The sequence below is a fragment of the Burkholderia cepacia ATCC 25416 genome (assembly GCF_001411495.1).
GTDB lineage: Bacteria > Pseudomonadota > Gammaproteobacteria > Burkholderiales > Burkholderiaceae > Burkholderia > Burkholderia cepacia.
The window spans coordinates 640,845-662,884 of record NZ_CP012982.1 but is presented as its reverse complement, the minus strand read 5'-3'; the positions used below and the strand labels follow the sequence as shown (position 1 = coordinate 662,884).

Here is a 22,040-nt window from a genome sequence, read left to right as displayed (position 1 = left end):
TTACTCCATGTCGAGGTGCGCGAGCATCGCGTGCGCGGCGCGTATGTCGGCCTGTTGCGTCGATTTATCGCCGCCGCCGAGCAGGATGACCCAGATCGTTCCGCGCCGGACGTAGTAGACGCGATAGCCGGGGCCGTGGTCGATCCGCATTTCGACGACCGGCGAGCCCGCGGATTTCCAGTCGCCCGGATTGCCCATCGACAGGCGGTCGATGCGTGCCTGGATGCGGCGCTTCGCGACGCGATCGCGCAGGCCGGCAAACCATGCGTCGAAGACGTCGGTGGTCCGGATGCTGAACGTAGGCGCACTGTAGGGCATTGATTGCGGTATGTCAACCATGGTTCACAGATGGGTCGGGCTGGGTCGGGTTATTCGGTAGCCGCTACATTAGGGCTGCCCGCTTCGTTTGCGTGCCAAATGGCCGTTCGGCCGAAGTCGGAGTTCTGCGAATCCGTCTACAATCAATCACGTCTTTGCCGCCCGTGCGCGCTTGCCGCGCGCGGGCGGATCCGTTTGTCCTCCGCTATCCGGAGGCGCCGCCGCGCATCGCTCGTTGCGCGGCGGGCAGTGCCGTGGTTTGTGTCCAGTAGGTAAAGCGTCCGCGTGCCGTAGGCCGGCGCGCGTTCTGAACGCTGCGTGTCCGTAGGCCGGGCAGGCGGCATCAACCGAGAGTCCCCCATGAAAGCATCGGATCTGTTCGTGAAGGCGCTGGAAGCCGAAGGCGTCGAGTACGTGTTCGGCATTCCCGGCGAAGAAAACCTCGATCTGCTCGAATCGCTGCGGCGATCGAAGATCAAGCTCGTGCTGACCCGGCACGAGCAGGCGGCCGGGTTCATGGCCGCCACCTACGGCCGCCTGACGGGCCGTACCGGCGTGTGTATCGCCACGCTCGGGCCCGGCGCGACGAACTTCGTGACGGCCGCCGCGTATGCGCAGCTCGGCGGCATGCCGATGCTGATGATCACCGGGCAGAAGCCGATCAAGTCCAGCAAGCAGGGCCACTTCCAGATCGTCGACGTGGTCGACATGATGCAGCCGCTCACGAAGTTCACGCGGCAGATCGTGTCGATCGGCAACATCCCGTCGGCCGTGCGCGAGGCGTTCCGCCGCGCGGAGGAGGAGCGTCCGGGCGCCGCGCACCTCGAGCTGCCGGAAGACATCGCGCACGAGGAGGGCGACGGCAAGCCGATCCCGCGCAGCTACAGCCGGCGGCCGGTGGCGGAGGAAAAGGCGATCGCGCATGCGGTCGACGCGATCCAGGCCGCGCGCCATCCGCTGCTGATGATCGGTGCGGGCGGCAACCGCAAGACCACCTGCAAGATGCTGCTCGAATTCGTCGACAAGACGGGCATCCCGTTCTTCACGACGCAGATGGGCAAGGGCGTGATCGACGAGACGCACCCGCTGTGGCTCGGCAACGCGACGCTGTCCGACGGCGACTTCGTCCACCGCGCGATCGAGCATGCGGACTGCATCATCAACGTCGGCCACGACGTGATCGAGAAGCCGCCGTTCTTCATGCGTACCGACGACAAGACCGTGATCCACGTGAACTTTCTCGGCGCGCAGGTCGATCCCGTCTACTTCCCGCAGATCGAGGTGGTCGGCGACATCGCGAACGCGGTGTGGCAGATGAAGGAGGCGCTCGCGCCGCAGCCGCACTGGGATTTCTCGCGCTTCACGATGATCAAGGCGCATTTCGACGCCCATCTGGAGAAGGGCCAGCACGATCCGCGCTTCCCGATGTACCCGGTGCGGATCGTCAACGATCTTTACAACGCGCTGCCGGTCGACGGCATCGTCTGTCTCGACAACGGGATGTACAAGATCTGGTTCGCGCGCTACTGGCGCGCGCACGAGCCGAATTCCCTGCTGCTCGACAACGCACTCGCGTCGATGGGCGCCGGCCTGCCGTCGGCGATCGCGACGAAGATCGTGCACCCGCAGCGCAAGGTGATCGCCGTGTGCGGCGACGGCGGCTTCATGATGAATTCGCAGGAGCTCGAAACGGCGGTGCGGCTGAAGCTCGACCTCGTCGTGATGATCCTGCGCGACGACGCCTTCGGGATGATCCGCTGGAAGCAGGAGAACATGAATTTCCCCGATTTCGCGATGACGCTGCAGAACCCCGATTTCGTGTCGTATGCGCAAAGCTACGGCGCGCACGGGCACCGCGTCGAATCGGCCGACGATCTCGAGCCGCTGCTGCGCGAGTGTTTCTCGACGCCGGGCGTGCACGTGATCGACGTGCCGATCGACTATTCGGACAACGAGCGCGTGCTGAACCGCGAGATCAAGCGCCTGTCGGCGCAACTCTGAATGTCCCGTCCACAGGAAGGAGTCGTTCCATGTTGAAGGAAACCTATCCGTACTACCTCGCCAACGAAGCCGTCTACGCGAACACCGATCTGGACGTGACGGACAAGTTCAGCGGCAAGGTCGCGACGCGCGTCGCGCTGGCCGACGCGAAGGCCATCGACGCGGCGATCGGCGCGGCGGTCGACGCCGCGAAGCCGATGCGCGAGCTGCCGGCCTACAAGCGGCAGGCCGTGCTCGACCATTGCGTCGCGCGTTTTCGCGAGCGCTTCGACGAGCTGGCCGAGGCGTTGTGCATCGAGGCCGGCAAGCCGATCAACGATTCGAAGGGCGAAGTGACGCGGCTGATCGACACGTTCCGCGTGGCGTCCGAGGAGTCGGTGCGCATCGACGGCGAGATCATCAACCTCGAGATCTCCGCGCGCGCGCAGGGCTATACGGGCTACACGAAGCGCGTGCCGGTCGGCCCGTGCTCGTTCATCTCGCCGTTCAACTTCCCGCTGAACCTCGCCGCGCACAAGGTCGCGCCCGCGCTCGCGGCCGGCTGTCCGTTCGTGCTGAAGCCCGCGAGCCGCACGCCGATCGGCGCGCTGATCATCGGCGAGGTACTCGCCGAAACCGACTTGCCGAAGGGCGCATTCTCGGTGCTGCCCGCGCATCGCGACGGCGCCGACCTGTTCACGACCGACGAGCGTTTCAAGCTGTTGTCGTTCACGGGGTCGCCGGCCGTCGGCTGGGCGCTGAAGGAGAAGGCCGGCAAGAAGAAAGTCGTGCTGGAGCTCGGCGGCAACGCGGCCGCGATCGTCGATGCGGATCAACGCGACCGGCTCGACTACGTGGTCGAGCGCCTCGCGTTCGGCGCGTACTACCAGTCGGGCCAGAGCTGCATCGGCGTGCAGCGGATCCTCGTCCATGCCGATCTGTATGACGCGCTGCGCGAGAAGCTGATCGCGAAGACGCGTTCGCTGAAGATGGGCGATCCGAAGGATCCGTCGACGTTCGTCGGGCCGATGATTTCCGAATCCGAATCGCGCCGGCTGTCGGGATGGATGGACGCGGCCGTCGCGGCGGGCGCGAAGATCGTCGCGGGCGGCAAGGTCGACGGCGCGATGTTCGAAGCGACGCTGCTGGAAAACGTCGGGCACGAGCAGGACCTGTACCGGAAGGAGGCGTTCGGCCCCGTCGCGATCCTCGAGAAGTTTGACCGGTTCGACGATGCGCTTGCCCGCGTGAACGACAGCGACTTCGGGCTGCAGGCCGGCGTGTTCACCGATTCGCTCACGCATGCGCAGCGCGCGTGGGACGAGCTGGAGGTCGGCGGCGTCGTGATCAACGACGTGCCGTCGTTCCGCGTCGACAACATGCCGTACGGCGGCGTGAAGGATTCGGGCCTCGGCCGCGAAGGGATCCGCTACGCGATCGAGGACATGACCGAGCCGCGGCTGATGGTCGTGCGGCGCCGGTAACGCGGGGCGGGATGCGCGGTGCCGCGACGGCACGCGGGTGGGCGACAAGGCCGGCCCGCGTGCCGTTTTTCATGGCGTCGCGCGCAGCGGGCCGGCGCCGGGCCCCGCCGGGCCCGTATCGTGCCCGCGTGGCGTCGCGTGGCGGGCTGCCGGAACGCGCTCGACTACGGGACTCGCCTCGTGATGTAATCGCGCGAAACTGCCGACCGGGGTACGACGCCGGGAAGCGCGAATTCATTCTTCACGAGGTCGATTCATGTCTCCCGTCTCGGCATTCAAGCTGGTTTTGTTGTCATTTCTCGCGATCGTCGCGCTCGAATGCGTCGCCAAGCGGCTGCGGCTGCCGCCCGCGGCCGCGCTGCTGATCGGCGGCATCGGCATCGCGTTCATCCCCGGCCTGCCGCCGATCGATCTCGATCCAGAACTGGTGCTGCTGGTGTTCCTTCCGCCGCTGCTGATGGACGGCGCGTACTTCTCGGTGTGGGAGGAGTTCAAGCGCAACGTCGGCGGCATCCTGCTGCTGGCGATCGGCGCGGTCGTGTTCACGACGTTCGCGGTCGGCTTCGCCGTGCACTGGGTGGCGCCGTCGCTGCCGTGGGCCGCGTGCTTCGCGCTCGGCGCGATCGTGTCGCCGCCCGACGCCGTTGCGGCGAAGGCCGTGCTCGAACGCGTCGCGCTGCCGCGCCGGCTAATGGTGCTGCTCGAAGGCGAGAGCCTGCTGAACGATGCGGCCGGCCTCGTGCTGTTCCGCTTCGCGGTCGCGGCCGCGCTCACCGGCGCATTCAGCCTCGAGCACGCGGTCGTGCGCTTCGCGGAGCTCGGGCTCGGCGGCGTGGCGATCGGCTTCGTGGTCGGCAAGCTCGTCGTGTGGTTCCTGAAGCAGCTCGACGACGACTATCTCGTGATCACCGTCGCGGTGATCACCGGCTGGATCGCCTATATCGCGGGTGAAATGGTCGAGGTATCCGGCGTGATCGCCACCGTCACGGCCGGCATGATCGTCGGCTGGCATCAGCACGAGGTGTTCTCGGCGGCCGTGCGCACGCGCGGCACCGCGTTCTGGCAGGTCATCGTGTTCCTGCTCGAAGCGATGGTGTTCGTGTTGATCGGGCTGTCGCTGCGCGGCGCGATCCACCGGCTCGGCGGCTTCGAGCAGGTGCTCGCCACGATGGTGCCGCCGATGTTCGCGGTGCTGGCGGCGGTGATCGTGTCGCGCTTCGTGTGGATCTACGCGGTCGAGGCGCTGAAATGGCCGGTGCGCGGGATCGCGCGGCGCGGCGAGGCGCCGGACTGGAAGGCCGCGACGATCATGAGCTGGGCCGGGATGCGCGGCGTCGTCACGCTGGCGATCGCGCTGTCGCTGCCCGAGGCGATGCCCGGCCGCGACGTGATCCTGGTCGCGTCGTTCGCGGTGATCCTCGTCACCGTGCTGCTGCAGGGCACGACGATCGGGCCGCTGATCCGGCTGCTGCGCCTGCCGCAGCGCGAAGAGCGCGCGGCGCACCACCTGACCGAGCCGCAGACGTGGGCGTACGTCGAGGCCGCGCAACTCGCGGCGATCCAGCCGCTCGTGCGCGACGAGAACGGGGTCGTGATCCATCCGCGCCTGCTCGAGCAGTACACGTATCGCGCGGAATTGACCGAACGGGCGAAGGACGAACCGGCGTACCCGGCGGAAGTGCGCACCGCGCACTACGACGTCGTGCTGGCCGCGATCAGGGCCGGGCGCGCCGAATTGTTGCGCCTGCACCGTTCGGGCCGCATCCACGACGAAATGCTGCATGCGCTCGAACGCGACCTCGACCTGCAGGAAGTGTCCGCGCAGCACGCGCGCGGATAAGGCTGCACGGCACCGTCATGCCGTCATCCAGCGGCCGCTGCCGGCCGACCGGAAGCGCGCATGGGCAGATCGTTGTCCGGCGCGCTTTTTTTCTTCCTCGCGCCCGCCGATTCGGCGCATTTCCATCCGGCCCCAAATGAAGCGGACAACCAGCCTTGCAGCGCATGCAAACCTTATGGCGCCGGTCTCGCAAACGTTATCGTCTTTCGAATCCGGAAATGATCTGATTTAACTGATTCCGTCTCTTTCTGCATATTTGGCAAAACTAAACCGGAAGGAGATAGATGCTGTGTTCTAATTTCATTTAGAATCAGCCGGTTATGTTTATTGAGAGAAAGGATGCGGAGGTAATGCGGCCGCCAACGGGGAGAAATCGGCGTCCGGAGCCCTGCAAGGCCAATGCCGACAGGCCAAATCGGCGGAATCGGGCGGTTTTTTCAACCGCCGAATTAAGATAGCGTCCCAAGTCTGATAAACAACTCCTATGAAAGAATCGATTGGAGAATCGGCGTTTGAAACTGTATTTATGAAAGAATCGAGCGTTGATAATGCCTCGGATTGTCTTGAATCGGGGTTATCGGTCCTTCTCGTCGACGATCAACCGTTCGTCGGCGAGGTGATCCGCCGCGCGCTGCGCAGCGAACACGACATCGACCTGCACGTGTGCACCGACGCGCACCGGGCGATGGCGGTCGCGCGCGACGTGAAGCCGACGGTCATCCTGCAGGATCTCGTGATGCCGGAGATCGACGGCCTCGATCTCGTCCGTGCGTGGCGCGCGGACGCCGGCACGGCTCGCGTGCCGATCATCGTGCTGTCCGCGAAGGAGGAGCCGATCGTCAAGCGCGAGGCGTTCATCGCCGGCGCGAACGACTATCTGGTGAAGCTCCCCGACGCGATGGAGCTGGCCGCACGGATCCGCTATCACTCGAATTCGTACCTGATGTCCCGGCAGCGCGACGAGGCGCTCGACTTCCTGTCGCACGACATGCGTTCGCCGCAGACGTCGATCCTCGCGCTGCTCGACGTCTACCGCGCCGAGCACGGCGAGATGCCGGCGATCATGGAACGCATTGCCGGCCATGCGCGGCGCGCGCTCGCGCTTGCCGACGGCTTCATCCACCTGACCCGCGCGCGGTCCGAGCGCCGCGCGCACGAGGTCGTGAGCCTCAACGAGATCGTGCTCGACGCCGTCGACCAGCTGTGGGAGAAGGCCGCCGGGCTCGGCAGCCGGGTCACCGCGCACGTGCCCGATACCGAGTGCGTGACGATGGGCGACCGCATGATGCTGACGCGCGCGGTCGCGAACCTGATCGACAACGGGCTGAAGTACGGCCCGGCCGGCACGGACGTGCACTGCACGCTGAGCGGCGAGGACGGTGCATGGCTGATCGGCGTCGAGGATACCGGCGCGGGAATCGCGCCGGAGCAGCGCACGGCCGCGACCGAGTCGTTCGTGCAGCTCGAGACCGCGCATGGCGCGGCGCGCGGCGGCTTCGGCCTCGGGCTCGCGTTCGTCCGCGCGACGGCGGCGCGGCATCGCGGCCAGATCCTGATGCGCAATACGGCGCGCGGCTTCATGGTCGCGCTTCGGCTGCCGGCGCAAGCAGAGCGGTGATTTCGCGGCGCGGCCTGCCGGCGCCGCGCCGCCTGCAAGCCCTGATGCGCTCGTGGCGCGCCGTCCGGCGCGCAGGCGGGCGCGGATTTTTTCAACGCTGATATTAGAAAGCCCATAACGAACATGGCCACCGTGACGCCCCGCGCGACCAATGAAAGCCTGCATCCGACGATCGGCGCTGCCCGGCTGACGCTCGGCAATCGCATCCTGCTCAGCTTCGGCGTGCTGTTCGTGCTGATGCTGGTGACAGCCGGCGTGTCCTACGAGCGATTGCGTGCGATCAACAGCGAAGCCGTCAGCATCGAGCGCGATTCGCTGCCCGGCGTCTACCTCGCGTCGTCGCTGCGCGGCGCAGTGAATGAATCGTTCATGCTGCTGCAGCAGGCGACGTTCGTCGAGACCGATCCCGAAAGCGTCCAGCGCGATCTCGCGAAGATCGCCGAAGCGGCGAAGGACATCGATTCGTTGTCGGTCGAGTACCAGAACTCGATATTTCGCGATGACGACCGGCAGCGCTTCGCGACCTTCCGGGGCACCTACGACCACTACCTGCCGCTGCTGAACGAAGCGGTGCAGCGGCACCGTCAATCGCACGACGACGCGGTCGCCGGGTATGTGAAGGTGCAGCCCGCATGGGCCGAGGTCGTGCGCAATGCGAATATTCTCGTGCAGGAAAACCGCAAGTTCGCCGATCAGTCGGCGAAGCTGATCCGTGAATCCGTGCAGGACACCGAGGTGGTGCTCGCGACCGCACTGGCGATCATGCTGCTGTCGGCGCTCGGGTTCGGCTACATGCTGTACCGTTCGGTCACCGTCCCGATGGCGCGGCTCGTCGAGGTGCACGACGTGATGCGTACCGGCAACCTGACGCGCCGCCTCGACCTGCGCCGTCGCGACGAATTCGGCACGCTCGAGACGGGCTTCAACCGGATGGCCGACGAACTGACCGAGCTCGTCGCGCGTGCGCAGCAGTCGTCGCTGCAGGTGACGACGTCGGTCGCCGAGATCGCGGCGACGTCGCGCGAGCAGCAGGCGACCGCGAACGAAACCGCGGCGACGACGACCGAGATCGGCGCGACCTCGCGCGAAATCTTCGCGACGTCGCGCGACCTGGTGCGCACGATGAACGAAGTGGCCGGCGTGGCGGAGCAGTCGGCCACACTCGCGGGCGTGAGCCAGAGCGGGCTCACGCGGATGGGCGAGACGATGCGCAGCGTGATGGACGCGGCCGGCTCGGTGAACGCGAAGCTCGCGATCCTCAACGAGAAGGCGCTGAACATCAACCAGGTGGTCGCGACCATCACCAAGGTGGCCGACCAGACCAACCTGCTGTCGCTGAACGCCGCGATCGAGGCCGAGAAGGCCGGCGAATACGGCCGCGGCTTCGCGGTCGTCGCGACCGAGATCCGCCGCCTCGCCGACCAGACGGCGGTCGCGACCTACGATATCGAGCAGACGGTGAAGGAGATCCAGTCGGCGGTATCGGCGGGCGTGATGGGAATGGACAAGTTCTCCGAGGAAGTGCGCAGGGGGATGCTCGACGTGCAGCAGGTCGGCGGGCAGCTGTCGCAGATCATCGCCGAGGTGCAGACGCTCTCGCCGCGCTTCCAGATGGTCAACGAAGGGATGCAGACGCAGGCGAACGGCGCGGAGCAGATCACGCAGGCGCTGTCGCAGCTGTCGGAGGCCGCGCAGCAGACGGCCGAGTCGCTGCGCCAGTCGTCGCAGGCGATCGACGACCTGACGCTCGTCGCGAACCAGTTGCGCACCAGCGTGTCGCGCTTCAAGGTCGACGCGTGATGCGCGCGGACACGCAAAACGGCGCGCATGCGCTGTTCCTGATGTTCGAGCTCGACGGCGAACGCTATGCGCTCGACGCGGCCGGCATCGACGAGGTGCTGCCGCTCGCGGTCACGAAAGCCGTGCCCGGCGCACCCGAATGGATTGCCGGGCTGCTGATGCGCGGCGGCCAGCCGGTGCCGGTGATCGACGTGCCGATGCTGGCGCTCGGGCGCCGCGCGCATGCGCTGCGCTCGACGCGGCTCGTGATGGTTCGCTACCGGGCGCGCGAGGCGGGCGGCGAGCGCACGATCGGGCTGATCGTCGAGCGTGCGACGCAGACGATGCGGATCGACCGCGCGGCGTTTCGCGCGAGCGGCATCTCGACCGCGCGCACGCGCTGGCTCGGGCCCGTCGCGAATACGCCCGACGGCGTCGTGCAGCAGGTATCGGTTGCCGACCTGATCGACGACGTTGCACGCCTGTATCTGTTCGACGACGGCCTGCCGGGCCACGGGGGAGAGTCCGCATGAAAGAGTCCGAATCGCGATTTCGCGGCTGGCTGCTGCGCGAGACCGGCATCGACCCCGATTCGCTCGGCAACGATTTCCTGACCCGCGCGCTGACGGAGCGCGTGCACGCGCTGCAGGCGGACGGCGAGCGCCTGTCGTCGGCGGCGCGGCCGCCCGTGACGCAGGACGCGCTCGACGCCTACTGGCAGCAGCTCAACGCGTCGGCCGACGAACGGCGTGCGCTGATCGAGCTGTTCGTCGTGCCCGAGACCTGGTTTTTCCGCGACCGCGAGGCCTTCGCGACGCTCGCGCGGCTCGCGGCCGACCGGCTCGCGGCGCTGCCCGGCCGCGTGATCCGCGTGCTGAGCGCGCCGTGCTCGACGGGCGAGGAGCCGTTTTCGGCGGCGATGGCGCTGCTCGACGCGGGGCTCGACCCGGCCAGTTTCACGATCGACGCGATCGACCTCAGCACGCGCGCGATCGAGCAGGCGCGGCTCGGCTGTTACGGGCGCAACGCGTTTCGCGGCACCGCGACGGAATTTCGCGCGCGGCACTTCACGCCGACCCGCGAGGGCTGGCTGCTCGACGAGCGCGTGCGCGCCTGTGTGCAGTTCAGTCAGGCGAACCTCGTCGAACCGGCGGCGGACACGGGCCTTCGCTACGATTTCGTGTTCTGCCGCAACGTGCTGATCTACTTCGATCGCGACGCGCAGGATCGCGTGATCCGCGCGCTCGGCGAGCGTCTTGCCGACGACGGCGTGCTGTTCGTCGGGCCGGCCGAGACGGGGGTCGCGATGCGGCACGGGATGCGCTCGGCGCGCGTGCCGCTCGCATTCGCGTTTCATCGCGAGCCCGCCGGCGCGGCGCCCGATGCCTACGCGGCCCGGCCGGCGGCGCCGCTGTCCGTGGCGGCGGCGCCGTACCGGCGCGCGGAGCGCTTCACGGTCGCGCCGCCCGCGGCGACACGCCCGGTGCTGGCGGTCGCGCCGCCGGCCTGGCTCGGCGACGCACGCGAGCCGTTCGCGGCAGCGCCGCCGGCCATGCACGCGGCCGCGTTCGACGCGCGGGCCGATCTGCCGGCAGCGGCGGCCGAACCGGTTGCGCCCGTTGCAACGGTCGCACCGGTGGCCGAAGGCCCCGCGCCGACGCTGGAAGACGCACAGGCGCTGGCGAATGCCGGCGCGTTCGACGAGGCCGAGCGCGTGCTCGCGCAGTTCTCGGCGCGCGTCGGGCCGCACGCCGATGCGTTCTACCTGAACGGGCTGATCGCGGATGCGCGCGGGCGCGCATCGGAAGCCGGCGACTTCTACAGGAAGGCGCTGTACCTGCGGCCCACGCATCACGAAGCGCTGACCCATCTCGCGACGCTGCTCGACGTCGGCGGCGATCGCGCGGGCGCGCAATGGCTGCTCGAGCGTGCACGGCGCTCGGCCGGCTGACAAGACTACGGGTTGGGGACCGACACCGCGATGACCAGAGGAATTCATGAACCGCGCCGCCGCTGCCATTGACGAGACGACGATCGACGTCGACGATTGCTGGAACCGGATCGGCACGCGCGGCGACCGCACGTGCGAGCGGCTGAACGAGTGCCTGCGCTGCCTGAACTGCCCGGTGTACGCGTATCACGCGGCGAAGCTGCTCGAGCGCCCGCTCGACGGGGCGGAGATGGCCGACGCCACGCGCCGGATGAGCGCGCCCGGCACGCCGCACGTGCGCGACGCCGACGCCGATACGCGCCATGCGGCGCTGGCGTTCCGCGTGGCCGACGAATGGCTCGCGCTGCCGATCGGCGTGCTGCGCGAGATCGCCGGCACGCGCCCGATCCATTCGCTGCCGCATCGCCGCAATTCGGCCGTGCGCGGCGTGGTCAACATCCGCGGCACGCTGCGCATCGCGATCTCGATCGGCGCGCTGCTCGGACTCGATGTCGGCAAGGGCGGCAAGGGCGGTGACGACGGCCGCTTCACGCGGCTGCTGGTCGCCGCGCACCAGGGCGAGCCGGTCGTGTTTCCGGTCGACGAAGTCGAGGGCGTGCTGCGCTTCGGCGCATCCGACTGGGTGCCCGTGCCGGCCACGGTCGGGCGCGCGAGCGCCGGCCTGTCGCGCGGCGTGCTGTCGTGGCGCGGGAAGTCGGTGGGCCTGCTCGACGACGACCGCCTGTTCGACGCAGTCACACGGAGCATGCGATGAGCGGCGATGACGACCTGAGCCACCTGTCGCTGCTCGAGCTGTATCGCGAGGAGACGCGCACGCAGACCCAGGCGCTGTCCGAACGGCTGCTCGCGCTCGAATCGGGCGAGCCCGATTCCGTCGCGCTCGAGGCATGCATGCGCGCCGCGCATTCGCTGAAGGGGGCCGCGCGCATCGTCGGCGTGCCGCTCGGCGTCGACATCGCGGGGCGGATGGAGGAGTGCTTCGTCGCCGCGCAGGCCGGCACGATCGCGCTGACGGCCACGCACGTCGACGTGCTGCTGGCGGGCGTCGATTTGCTGGTGCGCGTCGGCGATCCGCAGGCGCAGCCCGTGACGCAGACGGAGATCGACGTGTTCGCGGCGGCGCTCACGGGTGCCGACGGCGCGCAGACGATGCAGGTGTCGGGCGTCGTCCCGCCGCAGGCGCCGCCGACGGTCGTGCCGTATCGCGAGCACGACGGTGCCGCGAACGAGCCTGTCGGGGCGAGTGCCGCGGTGCCGCCGCTTGCGGTCTCGAGCGCGGTGCCCGATCCGGCCCAGGCCGGCCGCGTGGCCGGCGCCGGCGCGATGCGCCGCGTGCGCGCGGATACGCTGAACCGGCTGCTGAGCCTGTCCGGCGAATCGCTGGTCGAATCGCGCTGGCTCAAGCCGTTCGCCGAATCGATGCTGCGCGTGAAGCGCGCCCAGCGCGACGCAGCCCGCTCGCTCGATTTGATGTATGAACAATTCGCCGACGATCTCGACGCGGGCATGCTCGCGTCGATGAACGAAGTGCGGCACATGCTGAACGACCTGCAGCGCTCGCTCGCCGAGCGCATGGACGAATTCGACCGCTTCGAGCGGCGCAGCACGCATATCGCCGAGCAGCTGTACGACGAGGCGCTGCAATGCCGGATGCGGCCGTTCGGCGACGCGACGCGTGCGTATCCGCGCATCGTCCGCGATCTCGCGCGCTCGCTCGGCAAGCAGGTGCGTTTCTCGATCGTCGGCGAGGGCACGCAGGTCGACCGCGACATCCTCGACCTGCTCGACGCGCCGCTCGGCCACCTGCTGCGCAACGCGATCGACCACGGCGTCGATTCGCCGGAGGCGCGGCGCGCGCGCGGCAAGCCGGCCGAGGCGAGCGTGACGCTGGAGGCGCGCCACAGTGCCGGCTCGCTGCTGGTCAGCGTGATCGACGACGGCCCGGGCGTCGACATGGACGCGCTGCGCGCGGCCGTCGTGCGCCAGCGCCTGACCGACGACGAGACGGCCGCGCGGCTGTCCGATCCCGAACTGCTCGAATTCCTGCTGCTGCCGGGTTTCTCGATGCGCGATGCGGTGACCGACGTGTCCGGCCGCGGCGTCGGCCTCGACGCGGTGCAGGAGATGGTGCGCGGCGTGCGCGGCGCGGTGCGGATCTTCAACGAGCCGGGCGCGGGCATGCGTTTCGTGCTGCAGCTGCCGCTCACGCTGTCGGTGATCCGTAGCCTGCTCGTCGAGGTCGGTGGCGAGCCGTATGCGTTCCCGCTCGCGCACGTGCGCCGCACGCTCGAACTCTCGCATGACGATATCGACGTGCTCGAAGGGCAGCCGCATTTCCCGTTCGACGGCCGGCGCGCGGGCCTCGTCGCCGCGCATCAGCTGCTCGACGCGGGTGAGCCCGACGTCGCGCGCACGAGCACGGCGGTCGTGGTCGTCGGCGGGGAACCCGAGCTGTACGGCGTCGCGGTCGACCGCTTCCTCGGCGAGCGGATGCTCGTCGTGCAGCCGCTCGACAGCCGCCTGCACAAGATCCAGAACATCGCGGCCGGCGCGCTGCTCGAGAACGGCGATCCGGTGCTGATCGTCGACGTCGAGGACCTGATCCGCTCGGTCGACAAGCTCGTGCGCGGCGGGCAGCTCGCGCGGCTCACGCGCGACCCGCAACTGGCGCTGGCCGACCGGCGCCGCCGCGTGCTCGTCGTCGACGATTCGCTGACGGTGCGCGAGCTCGAACGCAAGCTGCTGGAAAAGCGCGGCTACGACGTGACGGTCGCGGTCGACGGGATGGAGGGCTGGAACGCGGTGCGCAGCGATGCGTTCGATCTCGTCGTCACCGACGTCGACATGCCGCGCATGGACGGCATCGAACTCGTCACGCTGATCAAGGGCGATCCGATGCTCAAGCGCGTGCCGGTGATGATCGTGTCGTACAAGGATCGCGACGAGGATCGCCGTCGCGGGCTCGATGCGGGCGCCGACTACTACCTCGCGAAGAGCAGCTTCCACGACGAGGCGCTGCTCGACGCCGTGCACGACCTGATCGGGGACGCGCGAGGATGAACATCGGCATCGTCAACGACTTGCCGCTGGCCGTGGAGGCGCTGCGCCGCGTGATCGCGCTGCGCACCGACCATCGCGTGCTGTGGGTCGCCACCGACGGCGACGAGGCGGTGGATTTCTGCGTCGCGCATCCGCCCGATCTCGTGCTGATGGATCTCGTGATGCCGAAGGTCGACGGGGTCGCGGCGACGCGCCGGATCATGGCGCGCGCGCCCTGCGCGATCCTGATCGTGACGGCGAGCGTCAGCGCGAACACGTCGTCGGTCTACGAGGCGATGGGCGCGGGTGCGCTCGATGCGGTCGACACACCGACGCTCGCGCTCGGGCTGTCGGCCGACGCGTCGCCGCAGGCGCTGCTCGCGAAGATCGACCAGATCGGCCGGCTGCTCGAAAGCCGTTCCGCGGCGCTCGTGCCGCCGGGGCCGGCGCCCGAGCGCGGCCAGCCGACGCTCGTCGCGATCGGCGCGTCGGCGGGCGGGCCGACCGCGCTGACCGCGCTGCTGCGCGCGCTGCCGGCCGACTTTCCGGCGGCGATCGTGATCGTCCAGCATGTCGACCAGGCGTTCGCGCTCGGGATGGCCGAGTGGCTCGACGGCTATACGCGGCTGCCGGTGCGCGTCGCGCGGCAGGGCAGTGTGCCGCAGGCCGGCGAGGTGCTGCTCGCGGCGACCAACGATCACCTTTACCTGTCGCCGCGCGGCGTGCTCGGCTATACGCGGCATCCGGTCGAGACACCGTACCGGCCGTCGATCGACGTGTTCTTCAACAGCGTCGCCGACGGCTGGCAGGGCGAAGCGTTCGGCGTGCTGCTGACGGGCATGGGGCGCGACGGCGCGCTCGGCCTGAAGGCGATGCGCGCGAAGGGCTGCCACACGATCGCGCAGGACGAAGCGACGAGCGCCGTGTACGGAATGCCGAAGGCGGCCGCCGCGATCGGGGCGGCGTCGGCGATCCTGCCGCTCGAACGGATCGCGCCCCAGCTGATCTCGCGCATCACGCGTCCGCTGCGCGACTGACGGCGCTCGACGGGCCGGCGACGCCGTCCCGTTGCGCTGCGCCGTCGGCCGCATTGCGGGCGGCGCGCACTCGCGTACAATGGCGGCCTGCGGAGATGGCATGCCTCCCTGCGGTCGTATGCGGCGCGTTGCGCACGGTGCGGCCCTCAACCGCCGGTAAGCCCGGCTGATGATGCCTGCGTGTTCCTGGGTCGTCAGGAGGTCGCAGGCCGTCGATGCGGTATTCTGCCGCCCAGGTTTTGATGTTCCGTCGAATCTGGAAATCATGTTCTTCACGACTTCTGCCGATCTTCTCGCGACCGTGCGCTACGTGTGCCGCTGGCTCGCGCTCTCGGCCCTGCTTGGCGCACTGGCCGGCACGGCTTCCGCCTTGTTCCTGATCGCGCTCGACTGGGCGACCGGCACGCGCGTCGCGCATCCGTGGCTGCTGTGGGGGCTGCCGGCAGCCGGTTTCGCGACCGGCTGGATCTACCATCGCTTCGGCCAGTCCGTCGCGCGCGGCAACAACCTGCTGATCGACGAAATCCACGACCCGAAGGCGCTCGTGCCGAAACGGATGGCGCCGCTCGTGCTCGTCGCGACCGTCGTCACGCACCTGTTCGGCGGCTCGGCCGGCCGCGAGGGCACGGCCGTGCAGATGGGCGGCGCGCTCGCCGATCGCGTCACGCACGTGTTCCGCCTCGATCGCGAACATCGCCGCGTGCTGCTGATGGGCGGCATCGCGGCCGGTTTCGCATCGGTGTTCGGCACGCCGCTCGCGGGCGCCGTGTTCGGGCTCGAGGTGCTGGCGATCGGGCGCGTGCGGTACGACGCGCTGCTGACCTGTGTCGCATCCGCGATCGTCGCGGATGTCGTCTGCCGCGCGTGGGGCGTGCATCACACGGCCTATGCGATTCCGTTCGTGCCGGCCGTGTCGGCGACGGGGCTGGCCGTGACGGTCGTCGCGGGCGTGGCGTTCGGCGTGGTCGGGCGGCTGTTCGCGTTTGCGACGCATGCGCTGACCGCGTGGTTCCGCCGCGTCATCCGTTATGCGCCGCTGCAGCCGGTGCTCGGCGGCCTGCTGGTCGCCGCGGCTGCCACCGCGTTGAACGTGCCGCAGTATCTCGGCCTCGGCATCCCGACGATCGAGGCCGCGTTTCACGGCCCGTTGCCGCTCTACGACTTCGCGGGCAAGTTCGCGTTCACCGTCGTCACGCTCGCGTCGGGGTTCAAGGGCGGCGAAGTGACGCCGCTGTTCTACATAGGCGCGACGCTCGGCAACGCGCTCGGCCAGGTGCTGGCGCTGCCGGTGCCCGTGCTCGCGGGGCTCGGCTTCGTCGCGGTGTTCGCGGGCGCGGCCAACACGCCGATCGCGTCGACGATCATGGCGATCGAACTGTTCGGGGCGGATATCGGCGTGTATGCGATCGTCGCGTGTGTCGTTGCGTATCTGTTCTCGGGGCACGCGGGGATTTATCGCGCGCAGCGCGTGGCGGTGGGCAAGGGCGCGCAGGCCGAAGCCGAATGATGCGGGCGAGGCAATGCGTCGCGGTGCTTGCGGGAGGGGGAAGGTGTCGTTGCTGGTACATCTGATCGGCCCGGGCGGCGCCGGCAAGACCACGGTCGGCGCGATCGTCGCGGAGCGCCTGAACTGGCGGTTCGTCGATGTGGATCGATGTTTCCTGGCGGAGCACGGGAACATTGCCGATTTCATCCGGGAGCGCGGTTATGCCGAATATGCGTCGCACAACGTCCGGCTGTACGAGCAACTCAAGCGTGACCTGTCGGCGCCTGCGATCTGCGCGGTGTCGTCCGGGTTCATGCTGTATCCGGACGATGTCGCGCCGGCCTATCCGGCACTTCGCCGTGACATCGAGGAGGACGGCTTGACCGCGCTCCTGTTGCCTTCGTTCGATCTCGAACGCTGCGCGAAAACGGTCGTGGCCCGGCAAATGTCCCGGCCTTATCTGAACGCGAACGAAGCCGACGAGATGCGCAAGATCCGCGACCGGTTTCCCGCCTTCATGCGCCTGAACTGCAGGCGGTTCTCGAGTGACGGCACGCCCGACCGCGTGGCGGGCGACATCGAACGCTTCATCGTGGCGTCGATGCCGTCGAGTGAACACGATCCGTGTCCGGTCGCGGGCGGCGGCCCGACGCATCCAGGCGGCACCCGCGGTGCCGGAAACCGGGAGCACGACATTCAATGACGCTGGAAGACTTTCTGATCGAAGCGCGGCGCCTCGCCAGGCCATGCCGTCAATACCGCTTCGCGAGTGGCGGTGAACCCGTCACCGGCTACTGGCATGGCGTTGAAGCAGGCGCGCCGTGCGTCTCGGTCGAGCGGGACGGCACTTGGCTGAACGTGTATCTCGACGAGGGCGGGACATCGGGCCGCGTGGAAACCGCCGCGCAACCCGCCCGGTCGGACCGCCCGCTGTGCCGGTCCGACGCTACGTCGCTCCCGCCGGTCGAAGCGGTGTTCCGCTTCGGCTCAGCCGCGATCGACGCCTATCTCGACGCGCACGGCTGGCAACGCGACTGGGGATTCAACAGCAACTTCAAGGGCATCGCGGCACACGACTACGAGCGTGAGTGGATGGCGCAATGCCCGCTCTACACGGGCGGGGCGGTCGCCGTCGCGGGCGGGTGGAACATGCGCTGGCCCGACGACGACGAACCGGTCGATCTCGATCTCGTCCTCTGGACGTTCGAGGAAGCGGAGCCGTGGGTCGAGGTGTTTTGCGACGGCGGCCGGTACTCGGTGATCCAGCGGATCACCTAGCGCGCCGGCATCCGTTACTGCTTCGGCAGGCGCGCGACATGGCGCGCCAGCAATTCCTCGATATCGATGCCTTTTTCGGCCAGCAACGCCGTGACGACACCGTTCAGTTCGCCGAGCGTTTCCTTGACCGATTCCCGGATCGTGTCCACGACCACCTGCGTGCTGCGCTCGATCTCGATGTTGACCGTGTCGTTGACGCCCTTCGCATCGAAGGTCGTCGCGCGACGCGTTTCGGGAATCAGCCAGACATCGAACCAGCCTTCGTCGCGGTTGACGTCGGACACCGTCAGGCTGCAGCCGTTGATCGCGATATAGCCCTTCGCGAACACGTACCGCTTGAATGCGTCCGGCACGCCGATGCGCACCATCCGGTTATGCTCGGACGATGCGATGTGCCGGATGGTCCCGGTGAAGTCGACATGGCCGGACAGCGGATGCCCGCCGATCTCCGCGCCGTCCTTCGCGGCCCGCTCCACGTTGATCCGCGCGCCTGTCGTGAGGTCGGCCAGCGTGGTGATTTTCAGGCTCGGCAGCATCACGTCGAAGTCGATCAGTTCCGGCGAATGGATGGTCGTCACCGTCAGGCAGACGCCGTCGACCGAGACGCTGGCGCCGATCTCGATGTCGTCGGTAAACCGTTCCGGGAATTCGATGCTGAAGGTTCTCAGTTCCCCGTGGTCGGCGATGGTCTTGATGGTGGCAACGCCCTGGACAATTCCTGTAAACATGGTCGATCCCTTGTCGCAAACTTGCTGGCCCACATGATAAGGGATACCGGAAGAGGCGGCCTGGCGGCGCGCGGCTTGCGGAGGGGCGGGCGGAATTCGCGGCCGAAAAAAAGGCCGTGCACCTGGCACGGCCTCGATCCGGATCCATTTGTCGACGCGTGCCGGCGGTGATGACCGCACCACCGGCGCGCGTCGCGCCTTTCTTGCGTCAAGCCTCGGCCGGCTCGCCGAGCGGCCCGGCACGATTGTCCGCCGTGCGCCGCGGCGAATCGGCGAGCCCCTTCGCGAGTTCGAGCGCCTGCCGCTCGAACAGCCGGCGATAGATGCCGCCGTCGATGCGGATCAGCGCGTCGTGGCTGCCTTCCTCGATCACCTTGCCGCGGTCGAGCACCAGCAGCCGGTCGAGCGCGCGCACGGTCGACAGCCGGTGTGCGACCACGAGCGTCGTGCGACCGACCATCAGCCGCTCCATCGCTTGCTGGATCAGCAGCTCGCTTTCGCTGTCGAGGCTCGACGTGGCTTCGTCGAGGATCAGGATCGGCGCATCGGCGAGGAACGCGCGCGCGATCGCGACCCGCTGGCGTTCGCCGCCCGACAGCTTGATCCCGCGTTCGCCGACCAGCGTGTCATAGCCGTCCGGCAGCGCGGCGATGAAGTCGTGCGCGCTGGCCAGCCGCGCGGCGCGCTCGATGTCGGCCCGGCTCGCGTCGGGGCGTGCATACGCGATGTTCTCGGCGAGCGTGCGGTGGAACAGCACAGGCTCCTGCTGGACGATCGCGATCTGGCTGCGCAGCGAATCCTGCCGGACCTGCGCGATGTCCTGGCCGTCGATCGTGATGCGGCCGCCCGACACGTCGTACAGGCGCTGGATCAGCTTGATGAACGTCGTCTTGCCCGACCCCGAGTGGCCGACGAGGCCCACCCGCTCGCCCGGCGCGATGCGCATCGAGAAATCGTCGTACAGCGGCACCGGATGGTTGCCGTAGCGGAACGTCACGTGCTCGAAGCGGATCTCGCCTTGCCCGATCCGGATGGCGGGCGCGCCGGGACGATCGTCGATGCCGAGCGGCTGGCGTTCGAGTGCGACGAGTTCCTCCATGTCGTTGACCGAGCGCTGCAGGTTGCGGATGTGCATGCCGACGTCGCGCAGGTAGCCCTGCAGCATGAAGAACATCGTCAGCGCGAACGCGATGTCGCCGACGCTCGCCTCGTCGTTCGCCCACAGCCGCAGCGCGACGCCGATCATCGCGGCCTGCATCGCGACGAGCATCGCGCCCTGCAACCCGCCGTTGAGCGTGCCGCGCACCCACGTGCGGCGCGTGCGTTGCCGCCACTTGCCGATCACGCGGGCGAGCCGCGCTTCCTCGCGCGTTTCCGCGCCGAACGCCTTCACGACCGCGTTGCAGCTCACGGCATCGGCGAGCGCGCCGCCCATGCGCGTATCCCACAGGTTGCCGAGCCGGGCGGCCGGCGCGACGATGCCGAGCGACACCGCAACCGTCACCGTGATGTACAGCAGCGAACCCGCGCCGACGACGAGCCCCATCACGGGCCAGTGCGTGCCGAGCAGCACGGTTGCGCCGACGAGCATCGTGATCGACGGCAACAGCGCGATCAGGACCGTGTCGTTCAGCAGGTCGAGCGCCCAGATGCCGCGCGTGATCTTGCGCACGGTCGAGCCCGCGAAGCTGTTCGCGTGCCAGTCGGTCGAGAAGCGCTGCACGCGATGGAACGATGCGGCCGCGATCTCGCTCATCATCTTCAGCGTGAGCGTGATGATGTTCAGGTAGACGCCTTGTCGCAGCACCGTCGCGCCGAGGCCGAGCGCGGCGAGTGTGCCGAACGCGACGAGGGCCGCATGCCACGCGGCGGCGCGGTCGGTCAGGCCGGTCGACAGCGCGTCGACGAGGCGGCCGGCGAACAGCGGCGTGAGCACGTCGGCGAGCGCGGCGAGCAGCGCGAGGCTCGCGACCGTGGCGGTGCGGGCCGGCTGCTTGCGCCAGTAACGGAAGGTGAAGCCGAAGACGGCCTGGAATGCCTGGCCGCCCAGATGGGTGGTTTTTCTGGTCATTTATCGTTGCCCGGCGCATCGCGCGACGGGGCTTTCCGGTTGGGCGAACATCGAAAACGCAACAGCCGGGCCGCGCGGAAACCGTGCGGCGAAACGAAACGGGCTGTCGGGAAACGGCGCGGCTGACGGGTTAGCGGAAAACTCGGGAGCCGGCGCGGACGGCGGGCTGGATCAGCTGCGCCGTGGGACCACGTTCGGGAAGGTTGCTGGCATTCGGAACATCTGCACCTCCCCTGAAGTGAACGGTTGAAAGGACGCCGAAAAGACGTGGAAAGATTCTATCAGCAGTGCCGCGCGCCCCGCAACGTCTGACGAATGCGGCGTTGCAGCGTCGATACGGTTAGTATTCAGGGCTTCGGCCCTTCTTTTGCGGGCCTTCCACAGTGCGGCAGCGCAGGGGCCGGCACACGCATCGATTACACTTCGACGTTTGCGGCGCACCGCGCCGCGGCCCTCGCAGATTCACCACGATACATTCCTGAGGAAACGATGAGCGACGTTCAGCAAGGCATCCTGACCCCGATCGATACGGTGGCCCGATACCTCACTTTCACGATGTCGAACGACGGCAATGTGGCGGCGGCGCTGGCCGCGCTGCGCGAGATCGTCGACGGACGCGACACGGTCGTCGGGTTCGGACATGCGCTGGCGGCGCACCTCGGGCACCCGGTGCCGGGCCTGACCGGATTCCCGGCGTTCGCGGTGAAGGACCGCACGCTGCCGGCGACGCCGGCCGACGTGTGGGTCTGGCTGCGCGGCGACGATCGCGGCGAGATCGTGCTGCGCGCGCGGGCGATCGAACGCGCGCTGGCGCCGGCGTTCGCGTTGCAGGATGCGGTCGACGGTTTCCGCTATTCGAACGATCGTGACCTGTCCGGCTACGAGGACGGCACCGAGAACCCCGAAGGCGACGAAGCCGTGGCCGCGGCGATCGTGACCGGGCAGGGCGCGGGGCTCGACGGTGCGAGCTTCGTCGCGGTCCAGCAATGGCTGCACGACTTCGAGCAGATGGAGCGCATTCCGTCGGGCGACATGGACAACATCATCGGGCGCCGCCGCTCGGACAACGAAGAACTCGACGACGCACCCGAGTTCGCGCACGTGAAGCGCACCGCGCAGGAAAGCTTCGAGCCCGAAGCGTTCATGCTGCGCCGTTCGTCGCCGTGGTCGGACGCGCGCCGCGCGGGCCTCTACTTCGTGGCGTTCGGCTGCTCGTTCCGCGCGTTCGACGTGCAGATGCGCCGGATGAGCGGCGCGGAAGACGGGATCGTCGACGGCCTGTTCCGCTTCACGCGGCCGCTGACGGGCGCGTATTTCTGGTGCCCGCCGATGCAGGACGGCAAGCTCGACCTGTCCGCGCTCGGACTGTAAGCGCCTGACGGGATCGACGAACGGGGGGCCGCGCATCGTGCGCGGCCCCCCGTTTCCTTT

The 22,040-nt window shown here is 68.4% G+C and carries 17 protein-coding genes and 1 riboswitch; of the genes, 14 read left to right on the top strand and 3 right to left on the bottom strand.

Annotated features, from left to right (window positions below; translation table 11 throughout):
- Positions 1-318, bottom strand: a complete 318-nt coding sequence (locus APZ15_RS20350; RefSeq protein WP_167562614.1) for a type II toxin-antitoxin system RelE/ParE family toxin — start codon at positions 316-318, stop codon at positions 1-3.
- A 360-nt stretch (positions 319-678) separates the two neighbouring features.
- Here APZ15_RS20350 and APZ15_RS20345 point away from each other — a divergent pair, with 360 nt between their 5' ends.
- The 13 genes from APZ15_RS20345 to APZ15_RS20285 all read left to right on the top strand — a co-directional run bounded on the left by APZ15_RS20345 (position 679) and on the right by APZ15_RS20285 (position 17,810).
- Positions 679-2,319 (top strand): acetolactate synthase large subunit, encoded by a 1,641-nt coding sequence (locus APZ15_RS20345; RefSeq protein WP_027790992.1) that lies wholly within the window; start codon positions 679-681, stop codon positions 2,317-2,319.
- A 29-nt stretch (positions 2,320-2,348) separates the two neighbouring features.
- Positions 2,349-3,782, top strand: coding sequence for an aldehyde dehydrogenase family protein (locus APZ15_RS20340; protein WP_027790993.1), 1,434 nt, complete (start codon positions 2,349-2,351; stop codon positions 3,780-3,782).
- A 256-nt stretch (positions 3,783-4,038) separates the two neighbouring features.
- Positions 4,039-5,622 (top strand): Na+/H+ antiporter, encoded by a 1,584-nt coding sequence (locus APZ15_RS20335; protein ID WP_027790994.1) that lies wholly within the window; start codon positions 4,039-4,041, stop codon positions 5,620-5,622.
- A 484-nt stretch (positions 5,623-6,106) separates the two neighbouring features.
- Positions 6,107-7,240, top strand: a complete 1,134-nt coding sequence (locus tag APZ15_RS20330; protein ID WP_027790995.1) for a hybrid sensor histidine kinase/response regulator — start codon at positions 6,107-6,109, stop codon at positions 7,238-7,240.
- Positions 7,241-7,363: 123 nt separating this feature from the next.
- Positions 7,364-9,040 (top strand): methyl-accepting chemotaxis protein, encoded by a 1,677-nt coding sequence (locus tag APZ15_RS20325; RefSeq protein ID WP_027790996.1) that lies wholly within the window; start codon positions 7,364-7,366, stop codon positions 9,038-9,040.
- Positions 9,040-9,552 (top strand): chemotaxis protein CheW, encoded by a 513-nt coding sequence (locus APZ15_RS20320; protein WP_264173811.1) that lies wholly within the window; start codon positions 9,040-9,042, stop codon positions 9,550-9,552. Before APZ15_RS20325 ends, APZ15_RS20320 begins: the two co-directional genes overlap by 1 nt.
- The gene (locus APZ15_RS20315; protein ID WP_027790998.1) at positions 9,549-10,970 is read left to right on the top strand and encodes a CheR family methyltransferase; all 1,422 of its coding nucleotides are present in this window, start codon (positions 9,549-9,551) and stop codon (positions 10,968-10,970) included. Before APZ15_RS20320 ends, APZ15_RS20315 begins: the two co-directional genes overlap by 4 nt.
- Before the next feature lie 46 nt (positions 10,971-11,016).
- Complete coding sequence (locus APZ15_RS20310; RefSeq protein ID WP_027790999.1) at positions 11,017-11,724, top strand: chemotaxis protein CheW; 708 nt, start codon at positions 11,017-11,019, stop codon at positions 11,722-11,724.
- Positions 11,721-14,030, top strand: a complete 2,310-nt coding sequence (locus tag APZ15_RS20305; RefSeq protein WP_027791000.1) for a hybrid sensor histidine kinase/response regulator — start codon at positions 11,721-11,723, stop codon at positions 14,028-14,030. The genes APZ15_RS20310 and APZ15_RS20305 overlap by 4 nt, the downstream gene beginning before the upstream one ends.
- The gene (cheB, locus tag APZ15_RS20300) at positions 14,027-15,046 is read left to right on the top strand and encodes a chemotaxis response regulator protein-glutamate methylesterase (protein ID WP_027791001.1); all 1,020 of its coding nucleotides are present in this window, start codon (positions 14,027-14,029) and stop codon (positions 15,044-15,046) included. Before APZ15_RS20305 ends, cheB begins: the two co-directional genes overlap by 4 nt.
- Before the next feature lie 82 nt (positions 15,047-15,128).
- Positions 15,129-15,232: riboswitch (Fluoride riboswitch) on the top strand.
- A 79-nt stretch (positions 15,233-15,311) separates the two neighbouring features.
- Positions 15,312-16,553, top strand: a complete 1,242-nt coding sequence (locus tag APZ15_RS20295) for a voltage-gated chloride channel family protein (protein ID WP_021157617.1) — start codon at positions 15,312-15,314, stop codon at positions 16,551-16,553.
- Positions 16,462-17,235, top strand: coding sequence for a shikimate kinase (locus APZ15_RS20290; RefSeq protein WP_226153353.1), 774 nt, complete (start codon positions 16,462-16,464; stop codon positions 17,233-17,235). Before APZ15_RS20295 ends, APZ15_RS20290 begins: the two co-directional genes overlap by 92 nt.
- Positions 17,232-17,810, top strand: coding sequence for a hypothetical protein (locus tag APZ15_RS20285; RefSeq protein ID WP_027791003.1), 579 nt, complete (start codon positions 17,232-17,234; stop codon positions 17,808-17,810). The genes APZ15_RS20290 and APZ15_RS20285 overlap by 4 nt, the downstream gene beginning before the upstream one ends.
- A 14-nt stretch (positions 17,811-17,824) precedes the next feature.
- Here the strand turns inward: APZ15_RS20285 and APZ15_RS20280 are convergent, their stop codons facing one another.
- Both APZ15_RS20280 and APZ15_RS20275 read right to left on the bottom strand, forming a co-directional pair.
- Complete coding sequence (locus APZ15_RS20280) at positions 17,825-18,538, bottom strand: riboflavin synthase (RefSeq protein WP_027791004.1); 714 nt, start codon at positions 18,536-18,538, stop codon at positions 17,825-17,827.
- 208 nt (positions 18,539-18,746) lie between these two features.
- A complete protein-coding gene (locus APZ15_RS20275) occupies positions 18,747-20,609 on the bottom strand; it encodes an ABC transporter ATP-binding protein (protein WP_027791005.1) in 1,863 nt (620 codons plus the stop codon).
- A 489-nt stretch (positions 20,610-21,098) separates the two neighbouring features.
- Here APZ15_RS20275 and APZ15_RS20270 point away from each other — a divergent pair, with 489 nt between their 5' ends.
- Entirely contained in the window at positions 21,099-21,980 is an 882-nt protein-coding gene (locus APZ15_RS20270) for a Dyp-type peroxidase (protein ID WP_027791006.1), read from the top strand.
- The last annotated feature ends 60 nt before the right edge of the window (positions 21,981-22,040 follow it).

What these genes read in the sequence shown, in the direction of transcription:
- APZ15_RS20350 (WP_167562614.1), bottom strand. Translation starts at nt 318, where the DNA reads ATGCCCTACAGTGCGCCTACGTTCAGCATCCGGACCACCGACGTCTTC.
- APZ15_RS20345 (WP_027790992.1), top strand. Translation starts at nt 679, where the DNA reads ATGAAAGCATCGGATCTGTTCGTGAAGGCGCTGGAAGCCGAAGGCGTC.
- APZ15_RS20340 (WP_027790993.1), top strand. Translation starts at nt 2,349, where the DNA reads ATGTTGAAGGAAACCTATCCGTACTACCTCGCCAACGAAGCCGTCTAC.
- APZ15_RS20335 (WP_027790994.1), top strand. Translation starts at nt 4,039, where the DNA reads ATGTCTCCCGTCTCGGCATTCAAGCTGGTTTTGTTGTCATTTCTCGCG.
- APZ15_RS20330 (WP_027790995.1), top strand. Translation starts at nt 6,107, where the DNA reads ATGAAAGAATCGATTGGAGAATCGGCGTTTGAAACTGTATTTATGAAA.
- APZ15_RS20325 (WP_027790996.1), top strand. Translation starts at nt 7,364, where the DNA reads ATGGCCACCGTGACGCCCCGCGCGACCAATGAAAGCCTGCATCCGACG.
- APZ15_RS20320 (WP_264173811.1), top strand. Translation starts at nt 9,040, where the DNA reads ATGCGCGCGGACACGCAAAACGGCGCGCATGCGCTGTTCCTGATGTTC.
- APZ15_RS20315 (WP_027790998.1), top strand. Translation starts at nt 9,549, where the DNA reads ATGAAAGAGTCCGAATCGCGATTTCGCGGCTGGCTGCTGCGCGAGACC.
- APZ15_RS20310 (WP_027790999.1), top strand. Translation starts at nt 11,017, where the DNA reads ATGAACCGCGCCGCCGCTGCCATTGACGAGACGACGATCGACGTCGAC.
- APZ15_RS20305 (WP_027791000.1), top strand. Translation starts at nt 11,721, where the DNA reads ATGAGCGGCGATGACGACCTGAGCCACCTGTCGCTGCTCGAGCTGTAT.
- cheB (WP_027791001.1), top strand. Translation starts at nt 14,027, where the DNA reads ATGAACATCGGCATCGTCAACGACTTGCCGCTGGCCGTGGAGGCGCTG.
- APZ15_RS20295 (WP_021157617.1), top strand. Translation starts at nt 15,312, where the DNA reads ATGTTCTTCACGACTTCTGCCGATCTTCTCGCGACCGTGCGCTACGTG.
- APZ15_RS20285 (WP_027791003.1), top strand. Translation starts at nt 17,232, where the DNA reads ATGACGCTGGAAGACTTTCTGATCGAAGCGCGGCGCCTCGCCAGGCCA.
- APZ15_RS20280 (WP_027791004.1), bottom strand. Translation starts at nt 18,538, where the DNA reads ATGTTTACAGGAATTGTCCAGGGCGTTGCCACCATCAAGACCATCGCC.
- APZ15_RS20275 (WP_027791005.1), bottom strand. Translation starts at nt 20,609, where the DNA reads ATGACCAGAAAAACCACCCATCTGGGCGGCCAGGCATTCCAGGCCGTC.
- APZ15_RS20270 (WP_027791006.1), top strand. Translation starts at nt 21,099, where the DNA reads ATGAGCGACGTTCAGCAAGGCATCCTGACCCCGATCGATACGGTGGCC.